The sequence below is a fragment of the Sporosarcina sp. P37 genome (assembly GCF_002109365.1).
GTDB lineage: Bacteria > Bacillota > Bacilli > Bacillales_A > Planococcaceae > Sporosarcina.
Map to the genome: position 1 here is coordinate 47,369 of NZ_CP015349.1, position 22,624 is coordinate 69,992.

The following is a 22,624-nucleotide window of genomic DNA, read 5'->3' on the forward strand; positions in this document are numbered from 1 at the left end:
CCTCCGTGCAAATTAATAAAAACGGAATACCGCGGGAAGGAGACGCGTCATGTCGAAGTGCAAGCGATGCAACAAGCCGCTCAAAACGTCGGAAAGCATCCAAGTCGGATTCGGGCCGATCTGCAAAAGGAAACACGACGAGGCGGAAGCGGAGTTCCTAAAACGGCAGATTACGTTGGACGAGGAGATTGAGTATCAGGAAAAGGTGAGCGTATGAAGAAGACTAAAAGTCGAACGCATGCAAATCGTGGCATGCAGCTGGAAAAGTTAATTGAGACAACAAATAAAATGTATCGAGCCACAGGTTTTGCGGATGTCAAGAAAGTGCCTACACCAGTAAGGATAACTAGCAATAACGGTGGTCGTATTAACGGCATGGTAGTTAAGGGTGATCTAGTCGATTTTGTTGGTGTATGCCAAGGTCGAGCGGTCATCTTTGATGCAAAACAAACATCGACACGGACTAGCTTTTCTCTTTCTAACGTAGCCGATCACCAGTACGAAACGCTTATGAGTTGGTGGAAACAAGGTGCGCACGCATTCGTTCTGTTGTACTTTTCAGAACGAGGCGAACACTACATGCTGCATATGGGATTGCTGCAAGAGTACTGGGAGAACGCACAGCAGGGCGGCAGGAAGTCGATAGAGTATAGCGTCATTAGTAGTCGATGCGAACCGTTGCAAGCCGAAGAGGGCTATCCACTGCATTATTTGAAGGTGTTGGAATGAATTCGGAAATAGTCGATATGACAGCCGGAATCTGCGGAGTGTGTCGGAAGAATACAGTCAGTCGTTGGTGTGATTTCATAATTAAATATGATAATCATCTAACCTTTTTCCGGGATCGGAGAATGTTCAACGAAGCGAATAAGTATAATGCAGACTATGAAACTTGCGATCTGCCAATGTGCGAGGATTGCGCCATAAATGTTAGTCGCGAAACAGACATGTGTCCGCATCACAACAACCTATTAAATCAAGTAGATCTACCTAACGTTTATCAACGGAAGCGACAGGCGCAAGAAAAGGGACGCATAGCATCTGAATTATTAAAAGGAGCAAAGACATGACAGAAGTGTATCTAGCAGGCGGTTTGATCTTTATTACCGCGTATGTATTTGGATTTATTGAAGGTAGGCAGTAGACACAAAATGCGTATTAAGAAAGATGGTGAAAATTGTATGAGTAGAGAAACTTATCAAACTAGACTCAATGGTGAAAAACGCACTGTAACAGTTTTTTATGAAGGAGATAGAGTAAGGAATTATAGTGGCGCAGAGGGTTTTGTAGAAAAAACAAACGGTTTATTAACCTATGTTAATTGGGATGAAAATTCCCCAAATAATCCCGGAAAGATATGGTTAGCAACATCGTTAACATTGTTGAATTAATCCACAGTTCGACCAAAATGCGAAGGAGTGATTGAATGCCAAGTGAATATATCGTGCAAATACCCAAGCGTTACCGTTCATGCAAATGGAATGGTATGCGCGTCCAAATAATCGAAGAAGATGAAGCATACGCAATTACGATTAATCAAAAAGGGAAGAAATTAAGATTTTATAAGAAATGGCTTATTCCGACTGTATAGCACAAACAACAAAGGAGAACAACATGAATCCAATATACGAAATCAACAGACTGGCAGATCAATTACCGCTGCCAATAGTACAAGACTTACATCAACGCATAGCGGACTGGCTATCATCTGGCGGTAACTATGATGATCCGTACATGTTTCAGCAGTTGAGATACGCAGAAAATGTGGCGAGGAGGATGCGGGAAAAATGAAATCACAGTCGGAGATGTCATGAATAACAAAGCAAACGTGCGAGATTATCTGTCGGTGCATCCGGAGAACGGCAGGATTTACGCAAACATCGACGTGATGGATAAGGTGCTGATCGACAGGACCGCTGAATGGGATGCTTTAAAAGCAGAAAACGAGAGGCTGCGGGAAGCGCTGGAGTTTTATGCGGAAGAAGAACTGTATCACTTTACAGTCGAGCAAGGCCGTCCATTGCGGAGGTACAGACCAATTGATAAAGACAATGGAAAAGCAGCCCGCCGAGCGCTGAAAGGAGAATTGGAATGACAAAACGCGAAAAATATCCGCCGCTGAAACCGTGGCAACTGGAAGTTGTGAAGAAGCACGAAACACGCAATCGATTACTAAAAGGTTCATCTCACGATCGGGCGAAATATTGGTACATGATGACGCGCCAGATCAACGAGAAAAAGTTTGATAAGGATGCCGAGGAAATTAAAAAAACGGCAGAATATAAAAGAATGTTTTTCAGACAAGAAATTTCAAAATTCTTCGCAGGATTCGTTAAAAATTTCAAAGGGATTAAATTTAATGGTCAGCGCTAGACACGAACCGACAATCTTAATTCTGGAAGATATTGAAATTAAGTGGACATGGAAAGAAAGTGAGTTACTTCATTTTCGTGAAATGTGGGATGACGGTGTGCCGATTAACGACTTGGCTAGGGAACTCAAAACGAATAGGCGAAGTGTTGCACTCTTGGTTATGGATCAGGAGATGAAGGGTGAGATTGGGCAGCGGAAATTTGGGCTGTGGGGTAATTGAGCAAATAAAAAAGACAGAGATCTCTCCCCGTCGTAGCTGACATTATTGTATCACATGGAGGGGTCCTGGTGAATATGGAAAATTTGTCGATTGATGGGCAAGGTAGGTTGAATATTGATATAATGGAATTACCAATGAACTGTGTTGTGGTGATTTCTGAAGGCGTGGCCAAGTTGAGGGAGTTACCGGAGCATGGTGAGTATAAGATTGTGACGCATCAAGGGAAAGTCAGACGGATGCGGAGGGAAGAAGGGGAAGAGTTTTGAAAGTGAAAACCTACATATCAGAAGTGATTGTGGGTGCTTTGATTTTAATCATCATTTCGTTATGTTTCAGCCTTGTATCTGTTGAGAAGAATCTATTTCCAAGTTGGCTTTTCCCCACGCTTGTCGGAGGATTTTTCACACTAATCGGCGCATTTTTAGGTGCAAAAATCGCGGGCGATCACGCTGTGAAAGTTATGGCAATGCAAATAGAATTGCAGAAGAAGGAACGAATAGCTGAAAAAAATTTCGAGTTCAGAAAAAGGTACGCTGAAGTCGATATTAGGTTAAAGACAATAATACGAAGGTTAGAACATATCCTCCAAGGTAAATTTCAAATTGGCCACAATAATATTGATGGGTTGATAACTTTAGTCGATAGCTCTTCTGATGATTTAAAAAAGATTCCCATTGATTTGATTTCGGAAGATAAGTATACGCCATATATATCCTGTATCACTGCACTTAATGGATTAACAATATCATTAGAATGGCTCAAAGAACATGGCGTAGAAATACAGTCAGAGGAATTTAACCATTACAAAGAAGTGTTAATAAACGATTATCAGAAATTAAAAGAATAGTCCGCCCTGGCCAACCAGAGGACAACATTTGATTGTAGCATTGCGCTGCGTCATTTGTTGTCCTCTTTTTTTATTGTCTTTCATTGTTTACAACTTTTGTACCTAAATAGCTGAATTTTTACAACCGGGAGGAGTGAAGAAGAATGAACAAAACATTAAGAGAGCAGCTGATTGAAAAAGGGTTAGTTGATACCAAAATCAATAAAAGCGATACCAAAAGCAGAAAAAACGGTACAAATAGCGACAAAAGAATACAAAAAGAGCGATTAAGTGAACGCGATCTCGCCGAACTAATGGGCGTAAATCGTGATACATACCGACGTGTAGGCGGCGCAATCAGAAGAAAATAAGAGGGGGCATTCCAGTGAATCAGAAGAAAATCGAAGAATTAATATACAGCTATTCATTCATGCAGCGTGAGGTGATCCGTTTGGAAGGTATCTATTTTCGTGTTAGCGATAGTGGTAGGTCGTGGGGAGTGGCGCAATACGGAATCGAAGCAGCAATGCCAAAAGGGAGCTCCATCAGAAGCGCTGTCGAGATAGATGCCATGGACAAAAGGGAGCAACGTATGTGGAATAGGATTCAGGCGTATGAGGCGAAGATTGAGCTGCTGGATGCTGCGTATGATTTGCTGGAAGATGATATGCAGAAAGTGATATTTGATTGTATGACTGATGGAATGAGCTATCGATCTATTGCCGAGCATATTGGTGTTTCCAGACATGTGATTCGTGAGAAAAAAGACGAGATGATCCAGCTGTTTATTGAGTCCGGCCATTTCGACCAAAACGACCAGTAAGACCAGAAAAGCCATTTTTGACATGATTTTTTCCATTTCAAAAAATATCGTATACTGGGAGGCAGGTTCGGCGCGGCGGGTAGGTTCGTGAGTTTATTCTGCCTGCGTGCCGTATTATGTGCGGGTTATGACCTTCGGTCTTACTCTTTGTAAGAGGATATTCACCTTCTTTGACGAATATTGTCAGTGGAGGGGTGAAGGAATGGTGTATTACGAAGATGAGGTTCCAAAATGTTTAAAAGAGAATGAAGAGTATACTTCGCGAGAAATCTACTTGTTCATGATGGAAAATAAAAATGTACAGATTTTAAGCGACTCTGTTCATTTAAGTCGAGACAATAAAAGCGTTAAATATAGAGTTGTTTCTATCAAAGACAAATTTATTCACAAACAAGCTGATGATAGTTACAGAACGTATTTAATACCTAACGCTGAAACGAAAATAATTGAGATTGTTCGCGTTTAAAAATAAAGGAGCGGGTTTTATGATGAATACGGCTACAGCTGATATGGAATCCAGAAAGCAAAGTGCTGATATGTTAAGGAACATAGCTGAACTTTTAGAAGATCCCGCGGTTGAAGTAGATCCTGTAAATATCGACATAAAGCAATTCGTGGATTCCATTGCTGAGGATGAAAAAGGCAAGTCGATTAAAAATCTCACTCGTGACATATTGATTGAAATCAGAACAAAAGAAATCGTTAAGAGTCTGTAGCATCTCTTCGGAGGTGCTTTTTTTATGCCTAAAAATAAAGGAGTGAGTGGTGATGTGATATGCCGAATTGGGAAGAGATAAGAGAAGAATGGGAAACAACAAAAATCACCTTCAAAGCTCTTGCTGAGAAGTACGGAGTAAAAGAGGGAACACTAAAGAGTCGTCGCAGTCGTGAAGGGTGGTCGAGGGATGCAACCGATGCAACCAAGAAAGGCAAGAGATTTGCAACCGATCCAGCGGGTGATTCAGGCGATAATAAGAAAAGAACTTCATCTAATGCAAGTGAGAAGAAGCGACGTAACCGAAGTGGCAACCCCAATCCAAAGAACCAATTTACAGAACGGAACACCGCTGCATTAAAGCACGGACTGTTCAGCCGGTACATCCCCCAAGAAACACTGGCAATCATGGGCATGATGGACAAGGACAATCCATCAGATCTTCTATGGGACCAAATCATGATTCAGTATGCTGCCATCATCCGAGCTCAACAGATCATGTTTGTCCAAGACCAAGAAGACACGGCCAAAGAGCTGAAGAAGCTGAAAGTCGAAAATGTCATCTCTGCTGAAGGTAAAGAAGTGCAGATGCCAGTTGAGCAAGAATACGAGATCCAGTTCGCTTGGGACCGTCATGCTACGTTCATGAATGCTCAATCCCGTGCAATCGGTGAGCTGCGGTCATCCATTAAGCAATTCTGCGAGATGGCTCATGATGATGATGAACGACTGCTGAAGCTGGAAGGCATGCAAGCCGGCATAGACAAGACACGAGCTGAAATTGACAAGCTTACCGACAATGGCGAAGACGGACCAATTGAAATCATGATTACTCGAAAGGGTGATCGCTGATGGTAGTAGTGATGAAAGAAGCGAATCCGCACTTCGAGGACTTCTTGTTCGACTGGAATCAGAAGTTTCAGTTCCTGGTTGGCGGCTACGGTTCCAGCAAATCTTATCACGTTGCCTTGAAAGTCATCTTGAAGCTGATAGACGAGAAGCGGACCGCATTAGTAATCCGGGAAGTGTACGATACACACCGCGATTCCACCTTCTCTCTATTAAGTGAGATTATCGAGGACCTGGGCCTGTCTCATAAAATCAGATGCGTTACATCTCCTATGCAGATCCGGTTTCCTAACGGCTCGAAAATCATCTTCAAAGGGATGGATAAGCCGGAAAAGCTGAAGTCGATTAACAACGTGTCGCTGATCTGGTTGGAAGAGTGTTCGGAAATCAAGTACGCCGGCTTCAAGGAGCTGCTTGGCCGTTTGCGCCATCCCTCACTGAAGTTGCACATGATTCTGTCCACCAATCCGGTCGGTGAGAATAACTGGACCTACTTGCACTTCTTCCAAGACAGAGCAAACAAGCGTCTAGTGCTGGACGACAAGGACCTGTACAGAGAGCGCACGATGGTTGTCGGTGATACGTACTATCACCATTCCACGGCGGATGATAACCTGTTCCTTCCTGAAAGTTACGTTGAGCAGCTGGAGGAAATGAAAGAGTATGACCCTGACCTTTATCGAATCGCTCGGAAAGGTCGTTTTGGCGTGAACGGGAAGCGTGTGCTTCCGCAGTTCGAGGTGATGCCGCATGAGCAAGTGATGGAAGCTGTGCAGGAGATCCGTAAGCCGATGTACCGGGTTGGCATGGACTTCGGCTTCGTCACTTCATATAACGCCGTTATCCGCATGGTAGTTGATAAAGAAAAGCATTATCTGTACATCTACTGGGAGTATTACAAGCGAGGCATGGATGATGTGGAGCTGTTTGAGGACATCAAAGAGTTTGCATCTACAGGCGAGCGCATTATTGCGGATTCTGCAGAACCGAAGACGATCTATTACCTGAAGAAAAAGGGTCTGGACATCAAGGGAGCTTATAAATTTCAGGGCTCACGCTTGGCCAATACGAAAAAGATGAAGCGCTTCAAGAAAATCATCTGCTCGGATCAATGCGAGAATGCTGTCCATGAGATGCAAGAGTTAGTGTATGCGACGGACAAGCAAGGGGAAATCATACCCGATGAATTCGGCATTGACCCGCATACATTTGAAGCTGTTTGGTATGGATTGGACGGCTACGAGGTAGTGGACTTGAAAGAAGAAGCAAAAGGACGGCCATCACCAGCGCGGCCGCAAGGTAGGAGGAGATAAGCATTGGCAGAATCAAATGTAAGAGCGCGTGTCGTGAAATCATCCGTTTCACCGACGACCAAGCAAATTTATAAGGACGACTTCGAGGGGCTGTATGGTGCTGACGTATTGGAGCCGCCGTATAACCTGACCGAACTGAAGCTGATGGGTGAATACTCCTCCATCCTGCAGCAGTGCATTGACGCTTACAAAACAAATATTGTGGGCTTTGGCATTGAATCAGAGTACAAGTTGGATATCAACTCAGAGGAAATTCAGCAGGCAGTCAAGGCGCAAGCTGAAAAAGAAAATACACGGTTGGGTGAGTTCATTCGTTATCTGAATCTGGATGAATCGCCGGAACTTATCCTGGGCTATGTCATTGATGACCGGGAGAAGACGGGTAACGGCTATATCGAGATTATTCGAGATGGCATGGGACTGCCGGTTGGCATTGAGTATGTGGATGCACAGCACATGCGCGTCTGCAAGAAGACGGTTCCGGAAGAAGTGGAGTACAAGATTCTCGAAAACGGTGTTGAAAAGAAAGTGAAGCGGTGGAAGCGATTCAGGCGCTACGTCCAGATGATTGATCAGGAAAAAGTGTACTTCAAAGAGTACGGCGACCCGCGCATCATGAACAGTACTACAGGAAAGTTTGACGAAAGCACACCGGAAAACTTGCAGGCTACTGAAATCTATCATTTCAAGATCGGCAGCGGCACATACGGAAAGCCACGCTGGCTTGGCAACCTGATTAGCCTGTATGGTGCTCGTAAGGCCGAAGAGCTTAATCTCATGTACTTTACCAATGGTCGGCATATCCCTGCTGCTATTACCGTGAGCAACGGGCAGTTGGATAATACGTCGTATGAAAACCTGCAAGCGTACATGAATGACCTCTCGGGTACTGACAATGCACACAAGTTTTTGTTGTTGGAGGTGCAAGGTATTGCCGAAGAGAAAATGCAGAATGGCGATGAAAAGATCACACCGGCTAAAGTGGAAATCAAGTCACTGGCGGAAGTGTTGCAGCAGGATGCACTATTCTTGGAGTATGACGAGAATACACGGCAGAAGATACGCTCTTCTTTCAGGTTGCCACCTCTTTACACAGGGGAAGCACAGGAGTTTAGCCGGGCAACTGCAGACACAGCGCGCAAGGTAACGGAAGAGCAGGTATTCCAACCAGAGAGGAAGACTCTGGCGCGGATCCTAAACACGTTATTTCTTGAGCCGCTTGAATTTAGTTATGTGAAGCTGTCCATCAAAGGGGCGGATTTTCACGATCCGATTGAAATTGCAAAGGTGCTCGGCCCTTTTATTCAGGCGCATGCGGTTGCACCAAATGATTTGCGGCCGTTACTTGGCCAAGTGCTCGGTAAGAAAATAGAGTTCCTTCCGGAAGAATACGACTTGCCGATGACGCAGATGCAAAATCAGTCCAATGTATCCGATGGACTTCTTGACATCATGAAATCAGATCAGCAGCAGGAAAGCCTGATCGACTTGCTGAAGGATATGCGTGACGTCTTGGAGTCGATGCAGTCATGAGTAAAGTAGATAAGCTGCTACAAAGCATTGACCTGTTCATACGAAAAGCTGAGGAAGGTACAGAAGATGTCACGGCTATTCTGCCGGATGATTTGCCTGAATTGGACAAGCTGGATGATATGGTAGAGGAATTTGAAGCGCTCACCGCAAAGCTATTGCGGCAGCAGCGAAAACGGTTCTTAGATGCGTTTCAGTCATTTGTTGCAAAGGATGATAATTTGACATTGGAAGCTATCCTCAACTATTTTCAAAGCAACCTGTTCGCCGCTGATGAGTTCGCAGCTGTATACGGCGCAGAGGCTGCTGCTATTCTGACGACTACCATCGGAGAGCTGGCGGATGTAATCATGGCATCCATTGACAAGGATGTGGCCTTTCAGACGTTATCCAAGCGGACAACAGACTGGGTGGAGTCATGGTCTACTCAGCTGGCGGATATCATGCAGCTGAACACTCACAAAGCGATTGAATCGGAATTGATCGAAGCCATTCAGAACGGCGAATCCATTCAGCAAGCGGAACTACGCCTCAAAGACCTGCCGGAGTTTGACCGGAAGCGTGCCAGGGCAACCGCCCGAACCGAAATACTGGCAGCGTCCAGTCAAGCGAACTGGGAGTCCTTCATGCAATCTCCGGCGGTTGAGGGGAAGAAGTGGAAGCATAGCGGCTCAAAAAAGAGCGTTCCCCGTCCTACTCATCTAGCGATGGATGGAACTGTGGTCGGAGTGGATGAATTGTTTCTGGTGGACGGTGAGTTTGGTATGTTCCCGAGGGATACAACGTTCGGTCCGCGAAATCGAGTGAATTGCGGCTGCGCGATCGGGCCGGTGATTAATCAGGATATTATCAGGTTGAGCCCGGAAGAAAAAGAAGAGATTCGGCAGCAAGTGCTGGCTGAAATGAATGAATAGGAGATGAGTGTTCATGAGTGGGTATAGAAGTTTGATGCAAAGCAGCGATTTGACAAGGCGGTTGGCGGAAAGAAGTTTAATTGCTCAAAAACAAAGCTCACGGCGCGCTGCCGGAACGTTTTATGTAGACGGCAAACCAATTGGCGAAGCTGTCCTTACATTCAATTTAGTTGGTCGTGATGACTGAAAGGGGGTGAATAACATTGCCAAGGGAATTAATCAACGCAAACATCACACACGTTTCCTATGTGGACAAGGGCGCGAATAAGAAGCAGTTCTTCCTCACAAAGTCAGCAGACAAGCCAGACTTTCAAAAAGAAGTGAAAGTGTTCGTAAATAAAGCAGACGAGGATGCACAGCAGCTTGTTTACGGTGTGGTATATGAGCCAGATGCCGTCGACTCGCACGACGACTTCATGACAGCTACCGAAATCGAGAAGGCCGCACACGGCTTTATGAAAGATGCTCGAAACATTGACACGCAGCATGACTTTGAAGCAGGTGTCGGTGAAGTAGTAGAATCGTATATTGCGCCTGTCGATATGACGATTGGCGAGGAAGAGATTGTAAAAGGCTCCTGGGTGCTCGTAACAAAAGCGTCCAATGAAATCTGGGAAGCGATTCAGAAAGGCGAATTCACAGGTTACTCGTTAGCTGGCACTGCCGAAACAATTGAAAAGCAACAAAAAGTAAAGCCTGTTTCCAAGTCGGATGATGACGCGGAAATGAAGGGCTTTTTTGCTTTGCTGAAAAACTTTTTCACTGGAGAAAAGATTCAAAAGGGAGAAGTGCGGGACCGCTACGAGGACAACCAGAAGCGCCGTAATCTCTGGGCTGTCTGGGACGGCATGGAGAGCACGTACTACGATTCTATGTGGGATAATCGTACACCGGACGTTGCGGACTTTGAGCGGTTGGAAGCAGGGGTGCAGGACTTTTTAGAGATCCTGCAGGAAATCAAATCATCCGGCGACATTGCGAAAGCATTAGAAGAGAAGCCGGAAACTATTCGAAAGGGTGAGGATGAAATGAAAGCTGAGGATATTAAGAAAGCCGTTGACGAAGCGTTGGCTCCAATCAATGAGAAGCTGGCGGCGATGGAGAAAGAATTAAATCCAGAAGAACCTGCCGGACAGGGCGGAGTGGAAGGAGTAGGAGATGAGAACGCAGAACTGATGAAGCAATTTACTGAAGTTATCAAGAATGCAGTCTCTCCACTTAATGTTCGTTTGGAAGCTGTAGAGAAAGCTCGAGGTATTTCCAAACAAGCAGATACTGATCATCTGCCAGGACAGCAAGGGCAACCAATTCAAAAAGGATACATGCGCCACTTCGGTGCCTAATGTAAAAGGGGGAAAAGAACATGCCAATGAGCAATCAAACTATTTTAAGTAAAGAATCTACCGTCGCTCGAATCAAGAAGAATCTTGATATTCCAATGGCGATCAGTGATGCAGAAGCGTTCTTGGTCGATACGATTAACACAGCTTCTACACTGCCTAAACTACAGCCAATCTATCGCGACGTGGCGGCGGGTAATCTGGACGCGTTGTCAGTTGGACGCCGTAAAATCCGTGAAGCGGGTCGAGAGGACTTGCCGACGGGTACGGATGCAATCGCAAACCGCAAGATTCCATATGCGGTCCGTAAGGTCAAATGGGATGAATGGCTGCAGAATGACGACGTCTTCTACTCTGTCGCTGCACGTGGCGATAATGTCGAACAGAAGGTCATCAGTATGATCCAACAGCAATTTGGAGTAGATTTGCAAGACCTGATCTTTAACGGAGATACGGAAGCGAAAGTGAGCGACGATCCAGATGCGGCTGCTGATCCGTTCTTGTCTATCTTGGATGGCTTTATCAAAAAAATGAAAAAGTCTACCAACAAAACGGACTTGGCTGCAAACGAGCCCACAATTATTGATTTCGTTAATCACATTCAGCTGTTACCTGAGCGATATAAGAGCAATCCGGACATCGCTTGGTTTATTACGCAGAAGACAAACGACAAACTGGTAGCACTAATTTCACAACGTCAGACAGGTTTTGGTGACGCTGTCCTGCAAGACGGTAAGATTGTTCGTATTGCTGGCTATCCGGTAGAAGTGGTAGCGGAAATGCAGAGCGGGTTCGCTGCACTGACACCGCGCAGTAACTTGAAGCCTGTGTTCACTCGTCAATTGCGTTACATTCGCACGGCTGATGGTGCTACTGCGGCTGCTAAAGACGCGACGTATCATGTGCTGTATGCATATCTCGACGCTGTAGTGCGTGAAGTGGATGCAGTTGCTTGGATGTCTGGCGAAAAATTGTAAGAAGGAGTGATTCCATTGCCAAAAATTCAATACAAGAACGAGAAGGGCGCTCTACACATTGGTGACGGGCGTTTTTTCTATGGACAACAGCCTGTCGAGGTCACCGCAAAAGAACGGGATGAGCTTCTAAAAACTTATCCAGATCTCGAAGAAATAAAAGAGACTGAGGAAGAAGTTAAAGAACCAAAAGGCAAGAAATCAAAGGAGTGAGCTCATGGTCATTACTCCACTCGAATTAAAGGAATATAGTGCGTTCGAAGCGGTGAAAGAGCGCGCTGACACGCTGCTGAAACTGGACATTTTGGAAGCGGAGGCGAACATACAGAAGCAAGTGGAAAAACCGCTCGCAGAGTATGTGCCACTACCCGCTGAAATCCGGCTTGCTGCGCTGAAAGTGGCGCAGTATTTCGCATTGATTAACAGCGATGAATCCATTTCGAAAGGCTTCAAGTCTGAAAAGATTGGCGACTATTCTTATACGATGGGCGATGGGTCAGGCTTGGTTCCACCGGATGTTTCCACCCTGCTCGAAGATTATGCAAAGGTGGGAGAGTCCAAGACGGGGTTCTTCATGAGGATGCGGCCGCTATGAGTTATGCCGAGCTGCTGACACATCGGTGTGACGTCTATCACTTGCATAGAGAGACAGGGGCCGGAGACTTCGGCATTCCCGGCGCTGATCTGGACGAGTCATATTCATACCATGACAACCCAGACCATGCAGGAGTGCGCTGTTATTTCACGGAACGGAACCAATCTATTGTTCAGGGCGAGCCTAATCCGACGGTCATCCAGTCATTTCTTGTGCATTTCATGCCGACTACTGATGTTCGCGTCAATGATAAGGTGGTATGGAATGAAACAGAATTCAAACTGCAGATTCCGCGAAAAATTAAGAACCATCACATTGAAGTGGTGGCAGTCAGGAGTGGAAGCTTATGAAGTTTGAAATCGAAGGACTGGATGCCTTCATGAAGGCTCTCGACAAAGCCTCCAACGGCGGTCTAAGGGATGAAATGGCATTGTGGCTGGATATGATGGGCTTGGAGTTTCTGGATGTGGTTCAGGATGAGATCATTGGCACCGGCACAGTGGACACCGGCCGGCTGTTGAATTCATTTGGCAAGGGCGACGGCGACAACGTATGGAGGGCATCTAACGGCGGCCTGACAATCGAAGTCGGAACCAACGTAGACTATGCTGTTTACGTCAATGACGGCCATATGACCAACCCTGACGGTGTGGAAACACGCTGGGTGCCTGGTCATTGGAGCGGCAACCGGTTTGTCTATGAGCCTGGGGCCGATACAGGTATGCTGCTTAAACAGCAGTGGGTACCTGGCACACATTACTGGGATTTTGCCTTTGCTATATTCGAGAAGATGTTCGGTAAGAATCTGGATCAGAAGCTGCAGGCATGGATTGATGCAAACTTTTAAGGGGGTGAGCGGTTGAATCCAGAAGTAGGGTCCATCATGTCGTACTTTTATCAGCTGTTTCCTTGCAAAGTGTACACAAAAGAGGTGCCGCAGAACTTTGTGGTGCCTTCTATGTATTTTCCCATTCCGCAGTCATTCGATGGGAATGATTCCACTTCAACTTTCATGAAGACCTACACGCTGCCTGTGAAGCTATTTCATAAGGACGCACAGCAGGCTTATGCAGAAGCGGAACGGATTGTCGATACTGTTCGGTGGAAACGCGGGCAGATCCCGCTGATCAATCCAGACGGCAGTTCTGCAGGCGGTTTTGTCCGCATCAATCGGATTGACGTCAGACAAACGGAAGGCGCGGTCACGTTGCTGGTCAACTGGGACAGTAGATACCACTATGACCGTCCGGACCATGTGCCGCTGCAATATTTCAAATTAAGTAACGGGGTGAAAAGATGACAAAGGAAAAAACAAAAAAAGAAGTACCAGAAGAGATTCCTGTTGCTGATCAAAGCAAATCAACGGAGTCTCTTTTTTATATCCATCAGCTGCGGGAACACAGCCGTGAGCTGTTCGGCGTGAAGCCTGAAGTATTGGATGGCGTTTTTAAGAATCACCCGTCCAATCAGGTGACGAAATCCGAAGCGAAAAACAAGATCGACACCTTTTTGAAGAAGAAAGTCGGCAAAGAAAAGGAGGGTGAACAATGAACGGTGGAACATTTGAAAAAGGCGTAGAAAAGATTCTGGCGGGTATTTATTTCCGCTTTCAATCTGCAGCTAAAAAGCGTGCACAAGTGGGTGAACGCGGTACAGCGGCCTTGCCGTTTGTATTGAGCTGGGGGAAGCCGAAAAGTTTTATTGCCATCAATGAAGACAAGGATACAGTGAAGTATCTGGGGGCTGAAATTGATGATCCCTCTTTACTTCTCGTCAAGGAAGCCAAGAAGGAAGCGAAGACCGTTCTGGTCTATCGCCTGAATGAAGGGACAAAAGCGACCGCTGAACTCGGCACAGGTAATACTGCGACAGCCAAGTATGGCGGAGAGCTCGGGAACAAACTGCAAATTCGAGTCGCGGAAAACGTACTGGATCCTGCCAAGCAGGACGTCACCGTATTTCTCGGTCTTCGGCGAGTTGTCAGGCAAACGATTGAAAACATCGCTGACTTCCAAGCGAATGACTATGTCGAATTGTCTGGTACTGGTCCGCTCGAACTGACTGCAGGAAAGTTTCTTGCTGGTGGTGCAAATGGCGATGTAACAAACGAAGATTACATGGACTTCATGGATGCAGCAGAAGTGGAATACTTCGACACAATCGGTCTGCCGGTTGATGACAACGAAGAATTAAAAGCAGTATTCGCTTCGTTCGTAAAGCGGCTACGTGATCAGGTAGGCATCAAAGTCGGGGCTGTGATGGCAAACTATGCGGCTGATTTTGAAGGAATTACTAATGTTACGAATAACGTGGCGATTAAAGTACCTGGCTCAGTGAAAGGGCAGTTTGTAGAACGCGAACTGACGACTGCCGAATCGGTCGCTTGGGCCACAGGAGCCAGCGCAGGTGCTTCTTCCCTGAAATCTCTTACATTTGTGGAATATGAGGGTGCGGTGGATGTACCGGTCCGAATGGATACTTATGCGAAGGAGGATGCGGTGCGGAATGGAGAGTTTATTTTCTCTTACGATCCGCGCGACAAGGAAGTTACGGTCGAAATGGACATCAACTCCTTTACATCGTTCACCGACGAAAAAGACAAGCAGTTCTCCGACAATAAGATTATGCGTGTGCTGGATGGCATGAATAACGACGTTACTCGCGAAATCAAGCATGCGATTAAAACGCGCAATAAAGCAAACCGGAGTATCGGGACGGATGACGATGGAGCTCAATACATTCGAACACTGATCACTGTGTACATGAATGAACTGCAAACTGCAGGAGCTATCAAGAACTTCGATGCTAACACAGACATCGACGTCCGCATTACCGAAGACGGTGATGGCTTTTACATCGGAATCCATGCACAGCCGGTTTACGCAGCGAAGAAATACTACATCGACACAACTGTTTCACAAGAGAGCGCGATTGCAGCCTAATCGCCTCTCTTTTTGTATGCAAAGAAGGAGGGAAATGACAAATGACTAGCAAAATGAGATCGTTTGATACGATCAGCGGTAAGGAAGGTCGCTTATTCCTTGATGGTGAAGAGCTTGCCTATATCAAGGAATTTGAAGCAACAATTGAAAAAGACAAACGGGAAGTTCCGATTATGGGCCGTCGGATGATGGGTCATAAGTCGGTTGGCGGCAGCGGAACAGGAACAGCAACTTTTTACAAAGTTACGTCCAAATTTGTTCGCATCATGATGGAATACGCAAAGGGCGGGCCTGATCCGTACTTTACTTTCCAGTCAGTGTTGGACGATAAAGGATCGCGCCGGGGCACAGAACGGGTCACGCTGTTTGATGTGAACTTTGACAGCGCAAAAGTAGCCAGCCTATCAGCTGAAGGAGATCCAGTCGAGGAAGAAATCCCGTTTACATTCGAAGACATCGATATGCCAGAAGAGTTGGAAGAAGATTTTAACTGATCGAAAGAGCGGAGTGATTCGCTCTTTTTTTACATACCAAAACAAAAGGAGAGATTGACATGACAGAAAACAAACAAACAGTTGAACATAATGAAGAGGTTGAGCGCGAGGAAATGGAGCTATCACAAGTGGTAGATGACTTATCGTTCTTCTTGCCGGAGAACGTAGAGGAAACAGAAGAAGTGGCGCTGCCTGTATCCAGACGCTTTAAAGACAAAGAAGGCAAGGTTATTCCTTTCCGTTTCAAAGCTATTTCAACGGCCCGGGTAGAAGAGATTGAAAAAATGTGCATGGAGCCGGTCTATACTGGGTCCAGAAAGAAGAAAATCGGCGAACAGCTGAATAACGCTCGTTATATGGCGCTGATTGCTGTGGAAACTACGTTGTATCCAAATTTCCGTTCTGCAGAATTGCGTAAAGCTTACAAGCAACAGGATCCGATCGACGTAGCAAAGAAGATGCTGCACGTTGCGGGTGAATACGCAGAGTGGCTCAAGGCGGCAAACGAAGTCAACGGCTTCGATGATACACTCGAAGATCTGGAAGAAGCAGCAAAAAACTAATTGAGGAGGGGAATAAGGAGGCCGTCTATTTTTACTTTCTGATGATGGAAAAGAATTATTCCCCTTCTGATTTAAAAGAATGGCACGAAGCGCCGCGTAATTTTAAAGCGCTCATGAATGGCTGTATCAGCTATAAGCTTGAACAACTTGAAGAAGAGCGTGCAAAAGTCGAGAAAATGAACAAGGAAGGAGGTAAAAAATAATGGCAAAGTTAACGGCGATTTTTGATATGAAGGACAAAATCAGTAAGGGCCTCAGGACAATCCGGGGAGAAGCTGAGTCGTTGGCAAAGACAAGAGACAAGCTCAACAAACCGGTGCGCATGTTGATCACCGTAAGAGATCGGGCTACTTCTGCACTGAGACGTTTCGATTCCTTTGCTGCTCGAAGATTTCCGAAGATGCGGTCATTGACTATCCGTGCTATTGACCGGGCTTCTCCTGTCATTACAAGAGTCGGTCGTCTGGCTCGTTCTTCGCTTGGGAAAGCCTATCGAATTACGATTCGGGCGAATGACTTGGCCAGCCGGACTGTTCGGAATATCTCTAACTTTACTCAGCGCAATGTGCCAAAAGCGGTTAGCAGTACAATTCGTGTAGTGGATCTTGCGACAAGGCCGCTGCGAGCGATTGCAAGCGCAGCTACTTCTACGCTTGGTTTGTTAGGAGTGGCCGGGGGTATTGGTGGCGGCATCGTCGTACCAATTAAGATGGTCGCGGAAAGAGAAGATTTGACCACCGCTTTTGAAGTTACATTAGGTAGTAAAGACGCTGCCGACAAGCGATTAAAAGAACTGACTGAGTTTGCAGGCAGAACACCGCTGGCTCGTGATGAAATCTTCCGTTCTAGCCGTATCTTGCAGACATTCACCGGAAACGCTTTGGCGACAGCCGAAGGCATGGAGTTAGTTGGTGACGTAGCAGTCGGAACACAAACAGATCTTGAAGAGACAGCAATGTGGTTCGGTCGTTTGTATGACGGGCTAGAATCCGGCCGCCCTATCGGAGCCGCGACAAGCAGACTGCAAGAAATGGGCGCGATCAGCGGTAAGTCTCGCGCGAAGATTGAAGCTCTTGCTGAAAGCGGTGGAAAGATTGAGAAAATCTGGCCGCAAGTTACGAAGGAATTCAGCAAATACAATGGCATGATGGAAAAGATGTCAGGCAACATGAATAACCTGCTGCTTGGCGTAAAGTCATTTGTCGGAAACTCCATTCTTATGCCGTGGGGAGAAGGTTTGCGTGATGTATTCAAGCCTGCTTTGCTTTCATTTAGAAAGTGGCGCGGCGAATATTCATTTGTTTTATCGGATATGTCGCGACAATTGAAGAAATCGGGTTCTGATTTTGCGAAAAACCTACTCAACCCGTTCAAACCCGCTTTCAAATTTATTGGTGATCAGATGAAAATTCTTTTCCCCGGGGAGAATGCAGCGCAGGCCATGGCCAGAATGCAGCCTGAGGAATTTAAAGAGTGGACCCAGACAATGAAGTTAAAGTTTGAAGAGGATCCTGCTTTTAAAGCTCGGTTTGAGTCACTGGAAAAGTACCGTGATATGACGTTTGAGACTCGTTGGCGTCTCGTAGTCGATACAACGAAGGATGCTATCGGTGATTGGTGGCAGACGACCGGTAAAGCCAATGCTGAACGTGTAGGAGAAGGTATTGGTAGCACTTACGGTGGCTTCATTCGTTCTGCGGTTCTTACTTTGCTTGGCGGTGAATCCGATAAAACTGGTAACGCCTTTGTGGACGCCGGTATTACCTCCGGGAAAAGTTTTGTGAAAGGTTTCTTGGAAGCGATCGATCCAGTGGATTTATCCATGAAGATTGGCGCTAAGTTAAAAGACATTAACGTGGATGCAGCAAAGTCTGCTTGGGGTCATGCGACAGGGAATGAGGAGCTGCAGAAGTCAGGTTCTATTGGCGGAGCGGTAGTGGCAGATACTGTAGCTTTGGCTGTCGTGTCTACTATATTATCTAAATTCAAACCGCTAAAAGATTTAGGTAGCTGGATTCTAGATAAAACGGTCAGAAGAGGTAAGGGAGGAGAAAAAACACCCGCTACACCTACGGTCGTGCCTACCAATGACAGACCGCAACCCAAGACGTCAACTCCGGACAGGAAGCAAAGCACATCTAGTACTAAACCGGTTATTGTGGATCAGCATGGCAGACCGATTCAATCAACCAAGCCACAACCCCAAACAGTTACATCAAAAACAGAGCAGAAACAATTCAGCAACTCAACGAAGCAAACGAAGACGACCAGTTCCAAACCGGAGAAAACTGTCAGCGGCAACCAAACGAAAATTTCTACTAAAGAAACAAAAAAGTTCATCGACAAGATTAACCCGAAAAATTCCAAACTTACCAAAGGAATTGAGAAGTTAGGCAAGTTTGTAAAGGGTGTCCCTCTTATAAGTACCTTATTTGGTGCTGCTACAATCGCTATGGCACCTAAAGGTGAAAAAGCAGAGGCGGCAGGGGGTTTTGCAGGAGCGGTGGCAGGCGGAACTACAGGGGCCGCTATCGGAGCGTCAGTCGGTTCCATTATACCCGGTTTTGGCACAGCCGTCGGCGGCGTCCTTGGAATGTTCGGAGGAAGTATGCTCGGCAGTGATCTTGGTCAAAAGGTAGCTGGTTGGATCAAAGACAGATTCTTCCCTGGAAAGGCGGAAGCGGAAGAAATGCCTAATATGGCAGGAGGGACCTTGCCGGTCGGTAGTGAAGTTCCTGGACAGCTTCCGGACTTCACTGCACTCAATCAATACGCTGAAGCATTAGCAGCTGCCTTATCAGCAATGGCGGACAAAGCTCAAGGAGCGTCTCATAACATGGACGCACTCACCATGACGACCGGCGAAGCATCCGGCTGGGTAGTCGGAGCATTCTACCCGCTACAGGGAGCGACTGATGGACTGAGCCAAAATCTCGATGCTATTACGATGGTGACTGGTGAAGCTGCTGGTTGGGTGGTAGGAGCTTTCTATCCCCTTCAAGGTATGACGGATGGTCTGCAGCATAATATCAGTGCTATTACGATGGTGATGGGCGAGGCGTCCGGTTGGATTGTCGGGGCCTTTTATCCATTACAGGGGGCAACACAAGGGCTCGTTCACAACATCAGTGCAATGACCATGGTGACTGGCGAAGCATCCGGCTGGGTGGTAGGAGCGTTTTATCCGTTGCAGGGTACGACCGCTGGATTAGTGCATAATATCAGTGCGTTGACCATGACAACCGGAGAGGCTGCAGGGTGGATCGCAGGCACATTCTTCCCGCTACAAGGCGCAGGGGCAACGCTAACGCAGAACACTTCCGCCTTGGGTCTCATACTCGGAGAATCTACGGTGATTGTAGCTGGAGCATATCTGCCGCTGGCTGCTTCGGGGGCCATGGCTAATCAAAACACTATGGCTCTCGGTATGGTACTGGGTGTAGCATCCGTTATAGTAGCTGGGGCATTCATGCCTTTGGCTGGATCCGGTCCCATGTTACACGGCAATACCATGCGACTTGCTTCCATCCTTGGTCAGGCCTCTGGCTGGGTGTCCACACTGAACGGAATCCAGAGCGGGGCAGCTGCGGTTAAATCCGCCCTGAGTAACTTAGCTGCTCGTATCGCCAGTGTACCGACTCCTACAGTCAGCGCACCCGGTGGTGGCCCAAAAGCCTATGCAAAAGGTACGCGATTCCACCCGGGTGGTGACGCAATCGTCGGTGACGGTGGCGGAGAGGAATTAATGCGATTCCCTAACGGACGAATGGCGCTATCTCCAGCGACAGATACCTTGCTGAATCTTCCAAGAGGAACGGAAGTGCTGTCGCACCGAAATACAGTATCTTATCTGAATCAGGCCCCTGCTTATGCGGAAGGTATTGGATTTGAAGAAGAGCGAGCTGTACTTTCTGAAGGTCAGGTTCGTGCTGCTACATCCTCTTCAACAGGAGGGGGCGGCTCATCAAGAGGCGGTATCCGTGATGTCAAGGTAGAAATCACTGGTGACAACTATTATTCAAACGATATGGATGCTGAGAAAGTCGGCAAGACGGCATATGAATATATCCGGAAAGCTTTATTAGCCGAAGAATTCGAGGGAGGAGAGATGGTGATCGATGTCTAAAAGCAAATATGAAATGTGGCTGACGTTTGGCAGCGGGAAAGAAAAGTTACGCTTCCCCGTCATGCCAGGCGTTTTAAACGTGAGTAACGGCTCTGATAACGAAAGCGTGATGATTTCAAAGCTTGGCGAAGTGACGATTATTCAGGATCCTATCGCGAAAACTTTTCATTTCAGCTCGTTCTTTCCGCGTGAGGAATCCCCTTTGACGGAATATACAGGAATTCTGTATCCATGGGATTATATCAAAATGATTGAACGATGGAAGAACAGCGGCAAGCCCGCTCGCTTCATCGTGACGGGCACACCAATCAACTATGCTGTCTCTATCGAGGATTTTCCGTATCGCGAAGGTGAGAAGGATGTAGGGGATTATGATTTCGAGTTGTTGCTCAAGGAGTACCAATTTATTGAACGGCGCAAGATGCCGAGAACGCAGAAGAAACCGACTAAGACCAGGCCGAATACCAAAAACGTTCCTAAATCACACACCGTGAAAAAGGGAGAGACACTGATTACGATTGCTCGAAAGTACTATAACGACAGTAAGCGTTGGAATGACATCTGGAAGCTGAATAAGGCCGCGCTGATCAAGCGGGATAAACGCAATCAGAAACAGCCCGGCCGCTGGATCCATATTGGTTTCAATCTGAGGTTGCCATCATGATGGAGCTATTTTTGGTTACACCTAAAGAAGTAGTGGAAATTCCGACAGAGTCTATTAAGTGGTCTGGGAAGCGTTACAATGCCGCTCGAAAAATCGAAGCTAGAATACTTGCCAAGCACAACACAGGACACAAGATTGTGAAAATTGAAGAGGGCGACACGCTGCTGTTCAAGTGGTTCAAAAAAGAGCTGTTCCGCGGAACTGTCTTTGCAAGGGGCCGAACTAAAGGTGGCATGATGACCGTGGTAGCTTATGACATCATGCAGTACCTACTGCTCAATGAGACAGCACGTGTATTTGTCAATAAGCGAGCAGACCAGATTGCCACCACTCTGCTGAAAGAATTCGAAATACCGATCGGATCTATTGTAAATACAGGGCACGTCATGAAAACACGGACTCACAAAAACGAGACCAACCTGTATGACATTATACTGGATGCAATGATCGAAACGCTGAAGTCAACCAGTAAGCGATTTCGCATGTATTCACAAAAGGGTAAGTTTATGCTACGCCCGCTCGAACTGCCGAATGATGTATGGGTCCTAGAAACAGGCGTAAATATTGAAGATTATAACTACACGACCAGCATCGAGGAAACAGCTACACAAGTAACTATGGTGGCCGGCGAAGAGAAAAAGCAGATTTCCGTAACCGTAAAAGACGAAGAAGGAAAGAAAAAATACGGTGTCCTTCAGTACTATGAGAAGGTCACTGACAAGGTCAACAAGGCGCAGCTGAAGAATCGTGCAGATAAAGCGCTAAAGCGCAAGAAAGGCGTCAAGAAGGAACTAACGATTGAAGCTAGAGGGATTCCTGATCTAATAAGCGGCGAGCCAGTGCGCGTCATCGAGAAGGAAATTGAACTGAACAAGATCCTCTATATTGATAGCGATGTGCACGAGTTTTACGGTAATCGCCACGTCATGTCACTTGTTCTGATCGACAATAACGCTATGCCGGAGGTGTCCTGATGTTAGATATTATCAAGCGAAATGCGCTCAAAGGGGTAAACGCCAGCGGTCCTGTCGAGTTGATAGGAGCAGTTGTCACGCAAGCGCCACCTGATTTGGCTATTCAGCTGAAGAACGATTCCAAGCTGCCGATCCCGAAAGAAATCATTATTGTAGCAGAGCATCTTACCCGGCATGAACGTAAAGTACAGATAAAAAGCAGTGATATCAAAGGTTTTACAATGTCGGCCGATAATCATGTCCATGGATACGAAGCGATCGACATGACAGAAGCCGAAGTCACATTCTTAGATGAGCTAAAAGCGGGTGATGAAGTGCTGGTTACTGCTTTGCAAGGCGGCCAGACTTATTACATTGCAGATCGAGTGGTCAGGTATGAATAAAAGAGG

General features: G+C 46.4%; 35 protein-coding genes. All 35 read left to right on the forward strand.

Annotated features, from left to right (window positions below; genetic code table 11):
* Nucleotides 1-49 precede the first annotated feature (49 nt).
* The 35 genes from SporoP37_RS17350 to SporoP37_RS00485 all read left to right on the forward strand — a co-directional run bounded on the left by SporoP37_RS17350 (nt 50) and on the right by SporoP37_RS00485 (nt 22,618).
* Nucleotides 50-217, forward strand: coding sequence for a DUF6011 domain-containing protein (locus tag SporoP37_RS17350; protein WP_232329782.1), 168 nt, complete (start codon nt 50-52; stop codon nt 215-217).
* Nucleotides 214-729 carry a Holliday junction resolvase RecU gene (locus tag SporoP37_RS00335; protein ID WP_085429907.1) on the forward strand — a complete coding sequence of 172 codons (516 nt, stop codon included), beginning with the start codon at nt 214-216 and terminating at the stop codon, nt 727-729. The genes SporoP37_RS17350 and SporoP37_RS00335 overlap by 4 nt, the downstream gene beginning before the upstream one ends.
* 422 nt (nt 730-1,151) lie before the next feature.
* The gene (locus SporoP37_RS00345) at nt 1,152-1,391 is read left to right on the forward strand and encodes a hypothetical protein (protein WP_143565446.1); all 240 of its coding nucleotides are present in this window, start codon (nt 1,152-1,154) and stop codon (nt 1,389-1,391) included.
* Between the two features lie 35 nt (nt 1,392-1,426).
* Nucleotides 1,427-1,591 (forward strand): hypothetical protein, encoded by a 165-nt coding sequence (locus SporoP37_RS16745; RefSeq protein ID WP_157118600.1) that lies wholly within the window; start codon nt 1,427-1,429, stop codon nt 1,589-1,591.
* A gap of 23 nt (nt 1,592-1,614) precedes the next feature.
* Nucleotides 1,615-1,791, forward strand: coding sequence for a DUF6877 family protein (locus SporoP37_RS17185; protein WP_198160039.1), 177 nt, complete (start codon nt 1,615-1,617; stop codon nt 1,789-1,791).
* A 19-nt stretch (nt 1,792-1,810) separates the two neighbouring features.
* Complete coding sequence (locus SporoP37_RS00350) at nt 1,811-2,095, forward strand: MreC domain-containing protein (protein ID WP_085429910.1); 285 nt, start codon at nt 1,811-1,813, stop codon at nt 2,093-2,095.
* Nucleotides 2,092-2,373: a hypothetical protein gene (locus tag SporoP37_RS00355; protein ID WP_085429911.1), complete on the forward strand. Its 282-nt coding sequence runs from the start codon at nt 2,092-2,094 to the stop codon at nt 2,371-2,373. Before SporoP37_RS00350 ends, SporoP37_RS00355 begins: the two co-directional genes overlap by 4 nt.
* Nucleotides 2,360-2,593 (forward strand): hypothetical protein, encoded by a 234-nt coding sequence (locus tag SporoP37_RS00360; protein ID WP_085429912.1) that lies wholly within the window; start codon nt 2,360-2,362, stop codon nt 2,591-2,593. Before SporoP37_RS00355 ends, SporoP37_RS00360 begins: the two co-directional genes overlap by 14 nt.
* Nucleotides 2,594-2,667: 74 nt before the next feature.
* The gene (locus tag SporoP37_RS00365) at nt 2,668-2,859 is read left to right on the forward strand and encodes an XtrA/YqaO family protein (RefSeq protein ID WP_369823350.1); all 192 of its coding nucleotides are present in this window, start codon (nt 2,668-2,670) and stop codon (nt 2,857-2,859) included.
* Nucleotides 2,856-3,440 carry a hypothetical protein gene (locus SporoP37_RS00370; RefSeq protein ID WP_085429914.1) on the forward strand — a complete coding sequence of 195 codons (585 nt, stop codon included), beginning with the start codon at nt 2,856-2,858 and terminating at the stop codon, nt 3,438-3,440. Before SporoP37_RS00365 ends, SporoP37_RS00370 begins: the two co-directional genes overlap by 4 nt.
* A 143-nt stretch (nt 3,441-3,583) precedes the next feature.
* Entirely contained in the window at nt 3,584-3,790 is a 207-nt protein-coding gene (locus tag SporoP37_RS00375) for a hypothetical protein (RefSeq protein WP_085429915.1), read from the forward strand.
* Nucleotides 3,791-3,804: 14 nt separating this feature from the next.
* Nucleotides 3,805-4,242, forward strand: a complete 438-nt coding sequence (locus tag SporoP37_RS00380; protein ID WP_085429916.1) for a hypothetical protein — start codon at nt 3,805-3,807, stop codon at nt 4,240-4,242.
* A 202-nt stretch (nt 4,243-4,444) separates the two neighbouring features.
* Nucleotides 4,445-4,708: a hypothetical protein gene (locus SporoP37_RS00385; RefSeq protein ID WP_085429917.1), complete on the forward strand. Its 264-nt coding sequence runs from the start codon at nt 4,445-4,447 to the stop codon at nt 4,706-4,708.
* Between the two features lie 19 nt (nt 4,709-4,727).
* On the forward strand, nt 4,728-4,958 hold the full coding sequence (locus SporoP37_RS00390) for a hypothetical protein (RefSeq protein ID WP_085429918.1): 231 nt from the start codon (nt 4,728-4,730) through the stop codon (nt 4,956-4,958).
* Nucleotides 4,959-5,017: 59 nt separating this feature from the next.
* Nucleotides 5,018-5,809 (forward strand): phage terminase small subunit, encoded by a 792-nt coding sequence (gene terS / locus SporoP37_RS00395; RefSeq protein ID WP_085429919.1) that lies wholly within the window; start codon nt 5,018-5,020, stop codon nt 5,807-5,809.
* Entirely contained in the window at nt 5,809-7,119 is a 1,311-nt protein-coding gene (locus tag SporoP37_RS00400) for a PBSX family phage terminase large subunit (protein ID WP_085429920.1), read from the forward strand. The genes terS and SporoP37_RS00400 overlap by 1 nt, the downstream gene beginning before the upstream one ends.
* A 3-nt stretch (nt 7,120-7,122) precedes the next feature.
* A complete protein-coding gene (locus tag SporoP37_RS00405; RefSeq protein WP_085429921.1) occupies nt 7,123-8,652 on the forward strand; it encodes a phage portal protein in 1,530 nt (509 codons plus the stop codon).
* Complete coding sequence (locus SporoP37_RS00410; protein WP_085429922.1) at nt 8,649-9,563, forward strand: phage minor head protein; 915 nt, start codon at nt 8,649-8,651, stop codon at nt 9,561-9,563. The genes SporoP37_RS00405 and SporoP37_RS00410 overlap by 4 nt, the downstream gene beginning before the upstream one ends.
* 13 nt (nt 9,564-9,576) lie before the next feature.
* Nucleotides 9,577-9,750, forward strand: a complete 174-nt coding sequence (locus tag SporoP37_RS16750; protein WP_157118601.1) for a hypothetical protein — start codon at nt 9,577-9,579, stop codon at nt 9,748-9,750.
* A gap of 16 nt (nt 9,751-9,766) precedes the next feature.
* On the forward strand, nt 9,767-10,906 hold the full coding sequence (locus tag SporoP37_RS00415; RefSeq protein ID WP_085429923.1) for an XkdF-like putative serine protease domain-containing protein: 1,140 nt from the start codon (nt 9,767-9,769) through the stop codon (nt 10,904-10,906).
* A gap of 26 nt (nt 10,907-10,932) precedes the next feature.
* Entirely contained in the window at nt 10,933-11,880 is a 948-nt protein-coding gene (locus tag SporoP37_RS00420; protein WP_085431594.1) for a phage major capsid protein, read from the forward strand.
* Nucleotides 11,881-11,895: 15 nt separating this feature from the next.
* Nucleotides 11,896-12,090 carry a hypothetical protein gene (locus SporoP37_RS00425; protein ID WP_085429924.1) on the forward strand — a complete coding sequence of 65 codons (195 nt, stop codon included), beginning with the start codon at nt 11,896-11,898 and terminating at the stop codon, nt 12,088-12,090.
* Between the two features lie 4 nt (nt 12,091-12,094).
* On the forward strand, nt 12,095-12,472 hold the full coding sequence (gene yqbG, locus SporoP37_RS00430; protein ID WP_085429925.1) for a protein YqbG: 378 nt from the start codon (nt 12,095-12,097) through the stop codon (nt 12,470-12,472).
* Nucleotides 12,469-12,822: a DUF3599 family protein gene (locus SporoP37_RS00435; protein ID WP_085429926.1), complete on the forward strand. Its 354-nt coding sequence runs from the start codon at nt 12,469-12,471 to the stop codon at nt 12,820-12,822. The genes yqbG and SporoP37_RS00435 overlap by 4 nt, the downstream gene beginning before the upstream one ends.
* Nucleotides 12,819-13,319: an HK97 gp10 family phage protein gene (locus tag SporoP37_RS00440; protein ID WP_085429927.1), complete on the forward strand. Its 501-nt coding sequence runs from the start codon at nt 12,819-12,821 to the stop codon at nt 13,317-13,319. Before SporoP37_RS00435 ends, SporoP37_RS00440 begins: the two co-directional genes overlap by 4 nt.
* A 12-nt stretch (nt 13,320-13,331) precedes the next feature.
* Complete coding sequence (locus SporoP37_RS00445; RefSeq protein WP_085429928.1) at nt 13,332-13,772, forward strand: phage portal protein; 441 nt, start codon at nt 13,332-13,334, stop codon at nt 13,770-13,772.
* Complete coding sequence (locus tag SporoP37_RS00450; protein ID WP_085429929.1) at nt 13,769-14,023, forward strand: YqzN/YkzM domain-containing protein; 255 nt, start codon at nt 13,769-13,771, stop codon at nt 14,021-14,023. The genes SporoP37_RS00445 and SporoP37_RS00450 overlap by 4 nt, the downstream gene beginning before the upstream one ends.
* Nucleotides 14,020-15,414: a phage tail sheath family protein gene (locus SporoP37_RS00455; RefSeq protein ID WP_085429930.1), complete on the forward strand. Its 1,395-nt coding sequence runs from the start codon at nt 14,020-14,022 to the stop codon at nt 15,412-15,414. Before SporoP37_RS00450 ends, SporoP37_RS00455 begins: the two co-directional genes overlap by 4 nt.
* Nucleotides 15,415-15,455: 41 nt before the next feature.
* Entirely contained in the window at nt 15,456-15,908 is a 453-nt protein-coding gene (locus SporoP37_RS00460; RefSeq protein ID WP_232329783.1) for a phage tail tube protein, read from the forward strand.
* Between the two features lie 113 nt (nt 15,909-16,021).
* The gene (locus SporoP37_RS00465; protein ID WP_085431598.1) at nt 16,022-16,471 is read left to right on the forward strand and encodes a phage tail assembly chaperone; all 450 of its coding nucleotides are present in this window, start codon (nt 16,022-16,024) and stop codon (nt 16,469-16,471) included.
* Between the two features lie 41 nt (nt 16,472-16,512).
* Nucleotides 16,513-16,674, forward strand: a complete 162-nt coding sequence (locus SporoP37_RS17190) for a hypothetical protein (RefSeq protein WP_099662708.1) — start codon at nt 16,513-16,515, stop codon at nt 16,672-16,674.
* Nucleotides 16,674-20,597: a hypothetical protein gene (locus tag SporoP37_RS00470; protein ID WP_085429931.1), complete on the forward strand. Its 3,924-nt coding sequence runs from the start codon at nt 16,674-16,676 to the stop codon at nt 20,595-20,597. The genes SporoP37_RS17190 and SporoP37_RS00470 overlap by 1 nt, the downstream gene beginning before the upstream one ends.
* Nucleotides 20,590-21,261 carry a LysM peptidoglycan-binding domain-containing protein gene (locus tag SporoP37_RS00475; RefSeq protein ID WP_085429932.1) on the forward strand — a complete coding sequence of 224 codons (672 nt, stop codon included), beginning with the start codon at nt 20,590-20,592 and terminating at the stop codon, nt 21,259-21,261. Before SporoP37_RS00470 ends, SporoP37_RS00475 begins: the two co-directional genes overlap by 8 nt.
* Entirely contained in the window at nt 21,258-22,235 is a 978-nt protein-coding gene (locus tag SporoP37_RS00480; protein ID WP_085429933.1) for an XkdQ/YqbQ family protein, read from the forward strand. The genes SporoP37_RS00475 and SporoP37_RS00480 overlap by 4 nt, the downstream gene beginning before the upstream one ends.
* Complete coding sequence (locus SporoP37_RS00485; protein ID WP_085429934.1) at nt 22,235-22,618, forward strand: DUF2577 domain-containing protein; 384 nt, start codon at nt 22,235-22,237, stop codon at nt 22,616-22,618. Before SporoP37_RS00480 ends, SporoP37_RS00485 begins: the two co-directional genes overlap by 1 nt.
* The last annotated feature ends 6 nt before the right edge of the window (nt 22,619-22,624 follow it).